This is a genomic window from Catenovulum sediminis, from assembly GCF_007289895.1.
GTDB lineage: Bacteria > Pseudomonadota > Gammaproteobacteria > Enterobacterales > Alteromonadaceae > Catenovulum > Catenovulum sediminis.
On record NZ_CP041660.1, the window covers coordinates 358,119 to 373,156 of the forward strand.

Sequence of the window (15,038 nt, forward strand, 5' to 3'; positions counted from 1 at the left end):
CAACTGGCCAATTAGCTAAATTATGTTAAAATTCTGTTCAATTTATACAAATGGACTTGTTAAAGAGAAGCATTAGGTAGCTCTGCTTGTCCAAACGGAAAGGACTGTAAATGAACTTCGCACAGATCAACATAAAACTTTGGCTTAAACTTACAACACTCTTTTTTCTCATACTTATCGTCATTATTGGTTTCTCATTTTATTGGAAACATCAAGCCCGGTTTGCAGACAAAGACGCATTACGCGGTATCCAATATATAGAAAATAAGCAATTTAAAGAAGGATTTGCCCGCGTTTACCCAGGCCCAGATTTCCCCAACTCGCAGCCGCATGGAAAATGGCAAGGGTGGAATATTGGTCAAAGCATGTGGTACTACAACGCCACACAAGGTTCTAACTTACTACCTTATGATTTTTTTCTGTTTTTAGAACAACATGACAACCGTGATTTGTTTCGTAGTGAACAAAACATAGACAAATTTAGATATATAGTTCAAAGAACGACAAAACAAAACCCAGATGGGTTACCCCTTGGCTTTGTAAAAGATATTTACCGCGACAAAGAATATGTAGGCTTAACTTGCGCTGCCTGTCATACCAGCCAAGTGGTTTACGACGGCGTTGCCATTAGAATAGATGGCGGCCCCTCAATGGCTAATATGGATGGCTTTATGCGTGAATTAGAAATTGCATTAACCAGCACCTTAAACAGTGAGACTAAAAAGCAGAGGTTTATCAACGCGATTTTACAATACAACAAAAGTGCAAGTGTTTTTAGTAACCAAAACTATAGCTCTGCTGGAGAAATTAGTGCAGATTTAGAAAAGTACGTGCGGAGAGTTAGCTTATATAACTTCATAAATAGCAGCCCAATTTCTTATGGTTATGCACGTTTAGATGCATTTGGCCGAATTTACAATCGAGTACTACAGCACGTTATCAATAAAAAACAACTAGAGCGTGCAATTTGTGACGCGTTCGACGCCGCAACGGCCAAGCAACTCACTGAAACATTAGAGGAAGGGTTAGTGGCGTCTGACGATTTAACTCATATTTTTGACAAACTGGTTGCACAAATGGATCTGCATTCAGATTCTGACAAGTTGGTTGAAAATATGCAAAAACTTCAGATGCTTAAAAAAATGCTTTTTAATATACCCGATGCACCCGTTTCATACCCGTTTTTGTGGGACATTGCACAACATGACTATGTGCAATGGAATGGGATCGCGGCTAACTCAGGTGTAGGTGCAATCGGTAGAAACACAGGTGAAGTCATGGGGGTATTCGCTACCTTAGATTGGCATGAAGATTCTAGCGGCACTTTATCTACATTAATTGGCGGACAGCGTAAAAATGAAAACGGTAAATACACGCATTTTAAGTCATCAATTGACGTAACCAACCTACGATTGATAGAAAGCCAATTAAAAGCGTTACAATCACCACCTTGGCCTGAAGCGGTTTTACCTAGCATCAACAGAAATATGGCATACCAAGGTAAAAAACTCTTTTTACAGCACTGCTCTGACTGTCATCAAAATATTGATCCTACAAACCCCTCTCGTAAAGTAGTTGCACAAATGTTAGATCTTAATAAAATCAAAACAGATGATAAAATGGCTTTAAACAGCACTCAATATCAAGGACATACGGGTATTTTAGAAGGCATCTATTTATCTACCGAAGTCGGCAATATGTTAATGCAAGAAAAAGCACCCGTTGCGAGTATTTTAACCTCAGCGACAACGAATGTAGTGGCCACACCGGATCCGGATAAGTATTTCTTCACCCGCTGGTTTGACTGGCTATATAACCTGACTGTAACAGCATTTGATAACGATATAAAACCATCTATCAAACGTGGTGATTACATGCCGGATACCACTGCGAATCCCTATGCGAGTTTACATGCATATAAAGGGCGCCCTTTAAATGGTATATGGGCAACCGCACCTTATTTACACAATGGTTCAGTGCCCACTTTATATGACTTACTATTGCCAAAATGTACCGCAACTGAATATAAAGAAAATCAATGCAGACCAAATAAATTCATGGTTGGGAGTCGATCATTTGAACCGAAAAAAGTAGGGTTCGTAAGCGAAGATTATGATGGCTTTGAATTTGATACCAGTCTCACGGGAAACAGCAATGCCGGCCATGAATACGCGACCGGTGAGTTATCAGATAAGCAACGATGGCAGCTGGTTGAATATATGAAAACGCTTTGAGCTTTGAGCTTTGAGCTTTGAGCTTTGAGCTTTGAGCTTTGAGCTTTGAGCTTTGAGCGGATTGTAGGTCGTGGATTTAGCCCGACAAACAAATATTGCACCATGACTGAATTTAGAGTTGTCGCCCTAAAGGGCAGACCTACACTGCAGTGAAACTTATAACTAAAAGGTAGATCGAAGCTTTAGCTCCACGTGTAGGTTGGTCTTTAGGCCAACAATGAAAGATACACAATAGTCGACCTAAACATCGTCGCCCTAAAGGACAGACCTACACTCGTAGCTCGTCAATATATTTAATGACGCACGCTGCGAAAATTGCTCCGTAAAATTGAGATAATTGCGAAAAATTCTATTGGCAATATATCACCAAAAAATAACATGTGTAACCAACAAACAACCCATCAAGCGGGTTGTTTGACATAATACTCATCTGGCACAAAGCATTGCTCTTCTAAGTATGTCGATAAAAAATCTTTATCTGATACCGCATTAAACCATTTTATGCATCGAATTTGCCCACAAGAACCAGATAAAGCACAAAAAACACGACGAGCTGTCGAGTCATTGGACGCGATGAATCGGTCAGCGAACAAAGCAGAATCGATCAAATGAGAATCCTTCTTCGCAATACCAATGTCGCGTTCATCTCCAATGTTAGCATCAATCCAACTGGCCGCATGTTGTTCCGGTTTAACCATCCGAACTTTCTTTCTCGCGATCATTGAAGCCAACCATTTTTTGGCGTAAAACGAGCGATGTTCATTCCACTCTTCTTTAAGTTGTTTACACATCACTACTGAATGTCCGTACTGCTGTATATTGTCAAGTAATGCTCTTGAACCACTTGATACTGGATGTTCAGAAGTTCCAGACGCTCTAGCGATATCTGCATCGACAACAAGTGACATAAATTTACTCAAAAGCAATTTCCTCCACAGCGTCAAGATACATTTGTTCCACTTTGAGACTAGTGTCATCAAAGTCTTCAGGCCAATCACCAAAAGCACCAAACTCATCTAGAGTCGCTGTAGACACTTGAGTTTCGCCAGTACAAGAACACTGAGTAAACCAGTTTAAAGATACTTTTTCTCTATCGATTTCCTTTTTAACAACTGCTATTTGAATGCCCCGAAGTAAAATAGAGCTGTGTGTTTCTATAATGACATTAACTCCTCGATTCATAGCTGAAGTTATTATTTTAGCCAATTCAAACTGTGCATTGGGATGCAAATGTAACTCCGGCTGCTCTATATACACATACTGCCCTTTTTGCGCACCAATCAAAGCAACTAAAACAGGTAGGGTCTGTGATACACCAAAACCAACGTCTGCAATGTTAACGCAATCTTGCGGTAAAGAATTTTTGCTGCGTGAAATTTGGATTTCGACGCTGGTATCATTGATCTTAGATGTCGTGATATTGCTGGCTAACCCCAACTGTGCCAGCTGTTTATTCAACTCTGTGTATCTCCACTGAAATTTATCGACTTTAATCCATTCGCTAATTATCGCCGCCACATATTTCTCGAAAGACCCCGGGTAAACATCGTCGCTGGCAGCAATTTTATATATCCTTTCAGGGTTCCCTCTCAAACCTGGGACATGAATTAACCTAGTAACAAATTTTTCAATTTTAGCAGCAGGGTCTATGCCAGCTTTCAATGGAGCAAATTTTTTCCCACCGAAAGATAGCTCAGCTTCTAGAAAGCACTTATTCCGCACCACTCTCCACTTGGGAGTAATCTTTTTATCTTCATAGAATTCTTTAATGAATCTAAAGTCCTCTTCCGGTACACTTTTCTCTATATCACTTGATTTCATACCAATTTTTAGTGTTAGTCCGCGTGACATCTTTTCACTGATTAACGTTGTCGATTCGACCTGAAGCCCTACTGCGCTTTTATAACGATACGTTACCCTGCAAGATCCTTTTTCTTCACGCAAATCAAGACTAAAAGACTTTTTCTTGTATTCAGGGACTTTCGAAATTATTTGAGTCGAGTCGGTTAATTTAACGTTTTCACCAAACAGTTGTAAGGAACCGGAGTCATAATGGTTTTCAACAGTCTGCTTTAAGATCAAAAAGGGCTGCATAAAACTTGATTTCCCGGAGCTATTTGCACCAGATAGAATGGTTAACCCGCTAAAACTAATAGTTTGCTTAGAGGCTATCGATTTATAACCTTCAACAGACAATTCCATGATTAATAGTACTCCTGAATAACTTATAGAAACCCAAATGAACAATATATTAGACATATCAATCAACTCTGATTATTCATATGTCTTACATCTGAACTTTTAACAAATAAGTTCGTTCAATTCTACTTATTTTTCTATTCAGATTAGCTAGCAGCCCTTAGGCTGCTATTGCGCTACTACCCCCCAACAACCCGATTGAAACTTTCTTCTTCCATTTCTATGCCAATAAAGTGGCGGTTTAGTTTTTCGGCAGCTTTGCCGGTTGCGTTGCTGCCCATAAATGCGTCGAGTATTACATCACCAGGTCGGCTGCTGGCGTTTATAATATCTACCATCATTTCGAGGGGTTTTTCGCATGGGTGTTTGCCCGGGTAGTGTTGTACTGGTTTGTATGTCCAAACATCAGTGTACGGTACTTCTTTTGTCACAGTGAAAGGTCGGCGTAGGTTTTGGTATGCCTGCTTTAGCTCATCGTATGTTTTAACAAGTTCAGTGTACTGCGTTTGTAAACCTTCATATTCTGCGGTTAACTCGGCATGGCCTTTGGCTAATTCACCGCCTTTCGCTTTAAACAAAGCTTGCAGCTTAGCGTATTGCTCTTCACTGGGGAGTTGCCATTGCGAATAACTAAACCAGTGGCTGCACATTTGCCGTCCAGTTGCTTGGTTAATTTCTTTAGCAGAAACACCTAAGCTTTCGCGCGCCTGTTTAAAATATTCTATTAGCGGGGCAAAAACCTGCTGCTTTAATTCCTGACATTTAGAATAATAACCAGAGCTACCTTTCGCCTTGCCTTCTGCGCCATAGTGCTCAGCGAAAACCACCCGCTCAGTTTGCGGAAAATAAGCACGTAAATCTTCTTTGCGGCAACCTTTAAAGCGGCCACTGGGTTTAGCCCATACTATACTGTTTAGCACATTAAACCTTTGTTTAATCAGCAGCTCAGTTTCAGCATGTAACTGGGGTGAACAAAACAAATACAAAGATCCGTTTGGTTTCAACACTCGCCAAAATTGCAGCAACACTTCGTCCAGCCAAGCGAAAAACGACTCGGGCGAATCCCACTGATTATCCCAGCCATTACTCTTAACCTTATAATAAGGTGGATCAGTTAAAATTAAGTCGACAGAATTGTCCGCCAAAGTCGGCAAAACCTTTAAACAATCCGCATTGTAAAAGGACGAATTTTTAATAATTGTTGGTTTTATACTCATTTGAGCCTCGTATACCGTTAAAAATATTGATCAAATTCAATAAGTTGCGTAGGCTCCCGTTTGCTATGTCGACGTAGCACGGACGCCTTGATGAAGCTCAACTGTTGTAGCAGTTGGGTGAATGCAACAGCGGATGTTGGTAGCATCTGCTGTTGCGCGTTCGTTTTAAATATCTAATTCTGTATAGGGCAAATCAGTTGCTTGCCCGACTATTCGATTTCCTTCTATATATACTTTGTCATTAACCGCATAACCGCTGCCCAGTACATTAATCTGTGCGCCGCTGTTTAATTGCACCTTTATTGTGTTGTCTGCATTTGTCGCAACAACGGTTGCCACTGTTTTTGTTTGTTGATTGCCGACTAGGGCCGATAGTCGCTTTAGGTTATTGCTCATAGCTTCGGTACCCCGTTATAGACTGTCGCACTGTTAATAATCCGCGCTGATTCACTTGAGCGGATACGCTTGTGCTGTCACACACTAATTTATATTGCTCGGCTGATTCATCGACAGCGATAAGTGCGCCCGGATTAATCAGGGGTAAACCGTTCATAATCGTTGTGGTTAGTTTGATGTTTGCACCTTTGCCAGCTTCGGCCAGTTCGCTGGTACCACGTTGCCGCGCTGCATCTATATGGGTAATGAGTGGGTCAACAACATCGGCTGCTAACTTGTCACCTTGCGTACCGCTGCGTTTGATTTTGGTTGATACGCCTTGCTGTTCGCCGCGCACGAAAACCGCATTATATAAAGGTGTGTTGGCTGGGTCGTCGCTGATGTTGAGTATGACTGAATCATTGATCTGATGGTCTTCGGTTGCTTGGCCAAGTGTCCAGTACGGCGCTTTGTTTCGCGGCAATAATTGAATGTCTTTAAAATCTGTATCGGCGATAACAATGCCGCCCGCGGCTTTGGCAATAGTTGCGATCACATCAATAGTCGATGCTGATTGCAAATTCAACGCACCAGCAGGAATAAGCCAGTCTGTTAAATCAAAGGTGTATGTCCAGCCTGTGCCTGTTAATACATCATCTATTATTTGCGTTGCATTCATCGCACTTGAATTACTGTAAGCAGTTGGAATTTCAAACGGTTCAGCCAGTCGTGCAGCAATAGAACGGCCGGATACACTATATTTATTGCTGCCGAAAGCTTTTGTTCTGCTGATGTTTTCAGCAATACCGCGAATAATATGGCCGTTTAATTCAATGCGAACGTCTACCGGTTCACCATTTACGTGAGCCAGTTTGTTTGCTTCGCCTTTGCTGGCGCATTGCATCGCAAAACTAAAGCCCCATTGATCGCGGCTGGTATTCATATTGAACGAGGTGATGTGAACTTGGGTATTGTCTGAATCTCGATAGCATTTTAATGAGTGGATCACTGTGTGAACTCTCCTGCGATAAACAGTTGTAATGATTGGCTTGTCTATTGTGGGTGCTGAGGTGGTTGGCACAAAATAACTGCCACCCGTTACACAGACTTTCGGGTTTTGTTGACCATCAAAATTAAATGTTGTTGAAGGCAGGGATTTATCCCAAAAGTTAAATACAACACGCCTTGGTTGAATATATTGATGATGGCAAATATGAAAATACGGCACAGGCCCCCACACAATTGTCGTCGTGTCGGTTACTTGCTCTACATGATTAAAGCGAGCGTTATAGTGAATACTTTGTGCTTTTAAATCCTGGTACCCAAATTTAAATGCGGTTTCAAATTTGGGTGGTAGTTGATAACTGGTTTGTAATTTAGCAGCGAGTACCTTGCTATGTTTAAACAAAGATACAAGGCCATTCACCAACGCTTCCGCTTCTCTATATATAGTAGTTAAATCGGTTGCGTCATCTGCTTTATGACTCCACTGCATTTTTACAGTAGCTGAGTTGGTTTGTTCAATGTGTAAAAAGTCAGTCGCTAAATAGACAATAGTGGGCTTAACTTCTTGCCAGTTTGTTTGAAACAATGGGTTTTCTTGTTCCGCTGGCTGCAAATATTCAATGTCAAAATCAGAATCAACGCGTTGGGTTTGTTTATAACTGAATAAAAGTGGCGCGATTGTATTGGGTGGTGGATCTGCAGGTTCAATAACCACAACACCACCCACACCAAAGTTAAATAACAAAGGTATCGGTGGCTGATAGCTGTGGTTATTGAAATTAAAAATCATGCAAACATGGCCCGCACTTCGGTTGATAGTTCAAAGCTATCAGGATCAAACACAGGGCAAGCGTCTGCTTGTCGGATTTCTGCCGGAAACTCTCCTGATACATAGTTTTTCACGATATCAATGGGTGCATGTGAAACAGGTTGATAATACACAACCGCCTGCAAGGTTACGTTGCCGCTTGTTATTTCATCACCTTCAATTGTTGGCCACTCAGGCTCGGCCGCACCGAGTGTTCCACTATTTATAGCGTGATATACAAAACCATTTGGGCTAGTTGGTCTTAATACATCACCCGAATACACAAGTGATGCAGGTACGAATTCTTGGCCAAAATTCTGCCAAGATGTAGCAATCACAGCGTTATCGGTATTCGCATAAATTCCGAGTGTAAAACCACCATCAACAGCCCGACTGTGGCCATATCCGACTTGTTTTGGCACTCCATTTTCAAGTTGCGTTACAACAATAGGCCGACTGACAACACTCTGCGACTGTTTGGTTTGACCTTGCAACAAATATTTTGGGCCACCACCCGCACCAACAACATCACTCGCGACCGAATTTAACAGCGTAACCAATCCCATTGAATCAGATACTAAGTTACCCGCATTTGGGTTATAGAATGGTCGTAAATCTGCAGCTGATTCGCCCATAAATAAAATACAGCCAGTGAGCGCACCGGCTACTTTATCTGTTGTATTCGAAACTAAATCAGCGCCATCCGGTGCATATTGATATTTCAACGCCATAACTTATTCCAGAATAATTTCAGGTTTTACTGGGCTGAATACTTGAGGTTTGTTGATCGGCTTTGCGCTAAAAGCTGCAGTTCCACTTGTAAAGTCACCACTAGTTGGGTAGCTGCTTGGCAACTCAGAGTGGGTTGTGCCTGCTGTAGTGCATACATACACTATACCCACATAATCAGCCGGATACACAATATCACCAAGCGCGTATGCTGTATTTTCTTTAATCTGGTTGCCCATTTCATCATCGACAATCACAGTCAAGTTCGCTTTGTGCGGTGAGGTTTGAATACTGAATTCACCCGTAAGCGCATCGCTGAACATTCGAGCGACTCGCCCACTATTTAAATCTTGCACCGTTATTCGTCTTTTTGTCGGCACACCGTCAATTTTTGTGATGCCCGCAACTCGTGTAACGGGTAAGCCTGTATAGGGTTTTAATTTAGGGGTTGGAATAAGGCCATCTGAAATATCCCACTCGGTAGGGTCTAAATTTGCATAACTGGCCGCGGTCAATTTATCAACTTGGGCTATGTATCCGTCTTGTGAACTGTTATACGGGTTAGCACCTTCTATGTAATAGCTATCACCCGGCAATGTTCCTCTGTTCGTTATATATTCACCGGGTTCATCATCTATCACTATGTCATTGATACAGTTGTGTATATTTGCCGCGTGGTAAATGACGCTATCATTTATATTGTTGAGTACACCACTTAAGCGACAATAATTTAGCACCGAACCATCTGAAGCACTTGTCGAGCTTTGATAAAAAATCGCAGTCAGCAGGCTATCAGCCCCGTTAAATACAAAATGAAAGTTATTCCAAGTGCCAGCATAAAAAAGTGACCCCACTGCACCCGCAACTTTCACAAGTGTTGGAAATGTAATTTTATGGCCATTACCGTTTAAAACTGCATCTTTTAGATGAACCCCAACCTCATCACCTGACTGTCCCGGCTCGCTTAGCACTGTGCTTAATTCAGACAAGTACGTTAAATCGATATCACTCACAAAATTAAAGTATTTGCCGTTTAGCGTTGTATCTTGTGCATACAATTCAAATAGTGCTAAAAATGCATCCGCATTATGAATAATATAAGGGCTACCCGCACTGCCATCGCCGCCTAAAAACTTACTGGTATCTAATGCCATAAACTAAAACTCCCGAATTAAGCTTGTGTAATATTGCCGCGCACTTGCACGCGGATATCGTCTTGTTCTATTGATGCGATAGACGGCAACACCGAGCGCACAAACCAAATGGGTTTTGCTGCGCCAATGGTGTTAAATCGCAGAATGTTGCCGATGCTCCAACCGCCAGACCAACTCGCTGTTGGAACTGTAAAATAAGGCAGACTGGTTTGTGGGTTTATTGGGCTAAAGTCGACTGTTTTGTTACCTGTTGCGACTAAGCCGAGCTGCTCGCCGTATAACTCAAAATTGTCAGAATCTAAAAACTCAATGCGCCAACGCTCAGTTATTGCACTGCGGTTATTCACTGTGATTGGATTATTGATGCTGTCAAAACCCGCATCGGCAGGGTCGCCAGTGACTTCGTTCGTCCAGTTTCCCAGCCATGTTTGTTGGTCAAAAACGTGCTTAACCTGGGCGAATAAATCCCCCAATTGCAAAGCTGTGCTAATGTAGGTTTCACCGGCTGTATAATCTCGTGAAATGGGTAATGCGGTGTACACTCTGTTGCCTTGCACACCACTGACTAAAACCGTTTCTTCAATCATGTCAAAGGCTGTAAACGGGGCGGTAAAACCTTGGGCCAACCAATCAGTATTAACAGTTACAATGCCTGTGGCTTGGTCGAGTGAATAATGCTGGTCGTCGGCGGTATATAAACTAATGCCGTTTGCATCAACAATATCTACCCAGCCCACATTTATCCTGCCTAAATCAATGGTGTCGTTAATCGCTGGGGTAACAATCGCCTGCTCTTGAGTGTTGTGGATCACTACAACATCAAACTGACGAATAAAGGGCACACGGCCATCAACTGGCAAACGAACTGGATCTATTCCAGTTAATGCTTCTGGTACCGCAGTATCTTTGTAATAGACATAATCATATTGGATGGACTCGGCAAGCACCGGGCTGTCAAATGTTACATTCACAACACCGTCAATTGAAACAGTACCTAAGCCGCCTGTACCAGTTATGTCGCCATTTTCATCAGCCGATAAGCTAACCAAATTATCATTGGGTAATGTAGCGCGAATGTTGAGTGACTCACGCTTAAACTCGTCTGTTGTGATGTTAAAAACCAGCTCGCTTGTCGTTGCAAGCAAATTTTTTAAATACATGTTGTTGAACAACTCTAGTGGCAGACTGGTATTTGCTTCTGTCCAGCGGATCTCGCCCGATTGATAATCGATTGTACCGACCTGAGTGAGTGTTGTGTTTTGGCTAAAGAAGGTACCGAAATTCTGAACAGTTGATTTTTTTAGTATCTCGCCAGCTTTGTCGTATAGGCGCTCTATGGTTTTGCTGTTAGATGTTGCCGAGGTGACTTGTTCAAACAACAGACTGCCTGCAACAATGGCGGTGTCCGCTGGCAAGTTGTAGTTGTACAAATTGGCATCGTTAGCGTCGGGTGTCACATCATCTGTAGTCGTCGGTGGGTATGCATTTTGTGAGATAAAATTAACAGTAACGGTGGCATCTAGCGGAATGGTTGACGTAAATACCACTCGAAACTGTCCATTTTCGTAACTGACTGAGCCAGAGACTGTGCCTGCTTCATTCACTTTTAAATTAATGGTGTGCTCAGGCGTGACCAGCCATGACGCTGTTGCTGTGATACTGCCAACTTTGGGTACAATTGCACTTTCTAAAATAAAATTTGTGGCGGGTGCGATGGCTGTTGTTGTCAGTGTTTCGGTTCGTACTTTTCCGGTACCGTCTTCATTTAATGGTTTGTATGCATCGGAGGTTTCAACGCTTACTGCCGAGTCTTCTGTAAATATACCTTTGATGAACGGAACAAGTTGAGTTTGTGTTTCAGCAACTGTGAATACATCATCGCCCGCAGTTATGTCATCCGCGAGTTCAGTGACACCAACATATTGTGCATTTTTGACATGCTCTGAAGTCTCACGTAATACAGTTGGCTGAATTTCTACCATAGCACCCGCTTGACCAACCGTTGGATCAAACACCGTCGCTGTTTTCGGGTAGTTTTTGATTAGCGGCGGATCTATTTCAACATGTAATTCAGTACCAAAGTTAGTCACTTTTTTAACTTTGAAATACTGACCCCCTTTAGGTAAATCGTTCGACTCTGGCTGACTATATTCAATGCCAATAAAATAAACTTTATCCACTTCAAAGCTATAACCAGTCGTTAGATACAAAGCAGTTGCATCGGCGAATTGCTCGCCCAATGTCTGGCTATCTGTAATCACAAGTGTTTTAGTTGAAAACCCTTCGGCGCGTTCTTTCGCCTCTGCATTTTGTTCTGCTTCATTATCACCCACAAAGGCCATAACACTCACTCGGCTGTCTTCCGGCGGCTTAGCGATAATAATATGCGCGTTGCCGTAAGTGCTGGTATTTGCTGTATCGACGGTTGCGAATACCTTGCGCAAACTGACATTACCGGCGGCATGATCTATGGTGCCTACATTATCAAATATCTCATTGAGCTTACCGTCTTCGACTATGTTGCTTGTGCGAAATCCGCCCGCGTCGACTTCATCTGTCATTTTTTGTGACTTGGCAAGCTTGATATCTGAGCGCGTAATCGTCATGGTTAAACCTCAATAAAACGTAAAGTAATGTTGTTAATGTAATCAGGATCGGCATCTGCAAAATTAATGTCTGGGCTGCCGCTGACAGCTTGCTGTGAAAAATCCCACATCACGTTGTAGTCGGTGCCGTTAATGCTTAGCGTAAATTCGTTACCTGCATTAGCGGCTGCATGGGCTTCAAGTTGTGTAAATAACGCGGTGGGTTCGCTATTACTGGTTAATATTATGGGTCGGCCAGCCAATACGGTTGACTGCTCAATAAACAATGCACCGTCTGTTGCATACTGGTTAGATGCACTCACTGGGCTGTAGCCGTGCCGGTTTTGCCATGTGAATTCGGGTAAATTTATTGTGCCGTCAATGATGATCATGATGTGCTCTTAATCGCTTCTAACTGAGTTAAAAAGTCGCCGTCGCCCTGACTTTCAAGCGTAAAACGCAGTAAATCGATTGATTCAGTTAATTGTCGTATTGCGCGCGTATTGTCTGTTGTTGAATAACTATCAACAGTGCTTGAACCACCTGAACTTGTAACAGTATTTATATTGGTGCTATTGGTATCTTGCGGCTTAGTCTGCTTGCGTGATGCCATTTCCAGCTTGTTCATTTGCTCGTCAACTATCTTCATCTGCTCGCCATAGTAGTCGCGCATATGTTTAAAACTGCTGGTATATGAAGCTTTATCAAACCGCGCACGCAATGATGTTAGCTCTCGCATATTCATCTTACTGATGTCTTCGTTGTTTAACCCAACGGTAGATAAGGTGCGTGATTCGGTTAAATCATTTCTGCTGTCGTCTGCGTTGTAATCTTTGCGTTCGTTGTTTAATTGTTCTTGAATGTCTAGTTGCTTTTGTAACGCACTAGTCAAATCATCAACCGGCTTTTTGGCATCTTTGTTAGACTTGCCCAGATCGTCGGTTGCGTCGGATGCTTCTTTATGTTTTTTAATCAGTTCGTTTAATTTATCTGTTAAACCGCTAGCCGCAGCTGTCGCTTTAATAGTAGGTGATAAAGTTGTGCCGGTTGCATCTGCATATTTTTGCGCTGCGCCCACCATTTTCTCAAATGCTTCAGATATTTTTTCTTCGCTGGCAGTGCCTGATTCTTGAATTGTTTTAAAAGCTGCAGCTGACTTTTGTGCGGCTTCTTGCAACGCTTTGGGTGATTCTAAACCGAGTGTTTTGTATGCGTCTTCAAGTTTATTGTTGGCTTTTATTTGCTCTTCAAATTCGCCACGTAGCTTTGTTAGCACATCAATTGCTCTCTGTGCACCTACTGGCATATCTTTTTCTAATGCTTCGATATGCTTGTCTAATGCGGCTTTGGCTTCCTCAATAGTTCCGGCGTTTTCAATCCAAGCTTCAGATGTAGTTCCAATTGAATCAACAGATTTAATTGCTATTTGCTGCGATTCTTTTAGCGCATGATTGACCGTGTCGATTACTACAGCGTGATATTTCCATTTGCCCGACGCCTCATCTAAAACTAAATTACCAGCTTCTTGAGCTTCAATCGCTGTTTTTAACGATTTGAAATAGATACCCGTATCGTCAGCTATTTTTTGCAGCTCCTTTGCATATTTGATTCTAATGGCTTGTCCATCCAAAATTGATTTGGTTAATTCATCCTGAGCCTTCCTATTTTCAAAATACGCAGCGCCTAAATCATATAGGCCTTTCACAGCGACGATTGCGGAACCAGCCAGACCAGCACGACCTAAGAATTTAGACAACCGGCTGGTTTTGGTGGCAGCCTTGTCAATCTCAACATGAGCTGGTGTTACTCCTTTTTTCACAAAATCTATTAATGCAGCAATACCTGCGGCTGAACCACTGACGATATTTTTAAAGAATGAACCCACTTTAAGCGCAGCCCACGCGGTTACAACTGTCGCGATCTCTTTGCGATATTCAACCAAAAAGCCGATGCTTCTTTTAATGCCTTCACCAATACTAATAATGGTATTTGAAATATCTTTAGCCCACTGTTTAAGTGTGCCGTCGTCTGCCATTTGTTTAAATCGTGCATTCACATCGGCAAGCTGCGCTTTTAACCAGTCCATTGCACCAGCTTCAGATATTTCATTGTAAAACTGGGCTAAGTTATCTTTAGCGTTCGAGATTAAGCCACTCAGCGTGCCCATATTCTTAGCTGCTGAGCCAGCGGCTTCTTGCGCTATGGTATCCATTAGCTGTTGGATCACATCTCGGCCTAGCTTACCCTCGCTTGAAAGCTTCTGCAGCTCAATGGTATTTTTACCTGTGGCTTTTTCTAACAGTTCCCAAACGGGCACGCCACGCTCAATTAATTGCAGTATTTCTTCACCTTGCAGCTTTTGTTTTGCCCAGGCTTGGCCAAGGGCCAGCGATATACCTTCAACTTCTTGAAATCCGCCACCCAACTTAAACGCTTGGTCTGTAATTGCTTGCAAGCTGCCGTTCATTGGGTCAATGCCAAACGACTTAAGTTTTACAAATACTTGGCTAACTTCTTCCAGCTGCAGCGGGGTGTTTTTTGTAAAGTCTTTAACCCACGCTGTCGCTTGTTCACCAGCCTCAACACTGCCCATCAGACCTTCGAACTGGATGCGCAGTTTTTCGAATTTATCGCCTGTAGTAAATATACTTCTGAGGGAATCAAATAATTTGTCTACGCCTACATAAGCAGCGCCTAAACCAACCACGGTTTTAGTGAGTGAGGTAATGCCG

General features: G+C 42.4%; 11 protein-coding genes. 1 reads left to right on the forward strand and 10 read right to left on the reverse strand.

What is annotated here, in order from left to right:
* The first annotated feature begins 110 nt into the window (after positions 1 to 110).
* Complete coding sequence (locus FNT16_RS01405) at positions 111 to 2,234, forward strand: di-heme-cytochrome C peroxidase (RefSeq protein ID WP_143869868.1); 2,124 nt, start codon at positions 111 to 113, stop codon at positions 2,232 to 2,234.
* A 401-nt stretch (positions 2,235 to 2,635) separates the two neighbouring features.
* Here FNT16_RS01405 and FNT16_RS01410 read toward each other — a convergent pair whose 3' ends face one another.
* The 10 genes from FNT16_RS01410 to FNT16_RS01455 form a co-directional block, all read right to left on the reverse strand.
* The gene (locus tag FNT16_RS01410; RefSeq protein WP_143869869.1) at positions 2,636 to 3,154 is read right to left on the reverse strand and encodes a hypothetical protein; all 519 of its coding nucleotides are present in this window, start codon (positions 3,152 to 3,154) and stop codon (positions 2,636 to 2,638) included.
* A complete protein-coding gene (locus FNT16_RS01415) occupies positions 3,147 to 4,436 on the reverse strand; it encodes an AAA family ATPase (RefSeq protein WP_185976656.1) in 1,290 nt (429 codons plus the stop codon). The genes FNT16_RS01410 and FNT16_RS01415 overlap by 8 nt, the downstream gene beginning before the upstream one ends.
* A 176-nt stretch (positions 4,437 to 4,612) precedes the next feature.
* Positions 4,613 to 5,650, reverse strand: a complete 1,038-nt coding sequence (locus FNT16_RS01420) for a DNA methyltransferase (RefSeq protein ID WP_143869871.1) — start codon at positions 5,648 to 5,650, stop codon at positions 4,613 to 4,615.
* A gap of 165 nt (positions 5,651 to 5,815) precedes the next feature.
* Positions 5,816 to 6,046, reverse strand: coding sequence for a hypothetical protein (locus FNT16_RS01425; RefSeq protein WP_143869872.1), 231 nt, complete (start codon positions 6,044 to 6,046; stop codon positions 5,816 to 5,818).
* The gene (locus FNT16_RS01430; protein ID WP_143869873.1) at positions 6,036 to 7,820 is read right to left on the reverse strand and encodes a hypothetical protein; all 1,785 of its coding nucleotides are present in this window, start codon (positions 7,818 to 7,820) and stop codon (positions 6,036 to 6,038) included. The genes FNT16_RS01425 and FNT16_RS01430 overlap by 11 nt, the downstream gene beginning before the upstream one ends.
* Positions 7,817 to 8,569: a hypothetical protein gene (locus FNT16_RS01435; RefSeq protein ID WP_143869874.1), complete on the reverse strand. Its 753-nt coding sequence runs from the start codon at positions 8,567 to 8,569 to the stop codon at positions 7,817 to 7,819. The genes FNT16_RS01430 and FNT16_RS01435 overlap by 4 nt, the downstream gene beginning before the upstream one ends.
* A gap of 3 nt (positions 8,570 to 8,572) precedes the next feature.
* Positions 8,573 to 9,721 (reverse strand): hypothetical protein, encoded by a 1,149-nt coding sequence (locus FNT16_RS01440; RefSeq protein ID WP_143869875.1) that lies wholly within the window; start codon positions 9,719 to 9,721, stop codon positions 8,573 to 8,575.
* A gap of 17 nt (positions 9,722 to 9,738) precedes the next feature.
* Entirely contained in the window at positions 9,739 to 12,327 is a 2,589-nt protein-coding gene (locus FNT16_RS01445; protein ID WP_143869876.1) for a hypothetical protein, read from the reverse strand.
* 2 nt (positions 12,328 to 12,329) lie between these two features.
* Positions 12,330 to 12,698 carry a hypothetical protein gene (locus FNT16_RS01450; RefSeq protein WP_143869877.1) on the reverse strand — a complete coding sequence of 123 codons (369 nt, stop codon included), beginning with the start codon at positions 12,696 to 12,698 and terminating at the stop codon, positions 12,330 to 12,332.
* Positions 12,695 to 15,013 carry a tape measure protein gene (locus FNT16_RS01455; protein WP_143869878.1) on the reverse strand — a complete coding sequence of 773 codons (2,319 nt, stop codon included), beginning with the start codon at positions 15,011 to 15,013 and terminating at the stop codon, positions 12,695 to 12,697. The genes FNT16_RS01450 and FNT16_RS01455 overlap by 4 nt, the downstream gene beginning before the upstream one ends.
* Positions 15,014 to 15,038 lie beyond the last annotated feature (25 nt).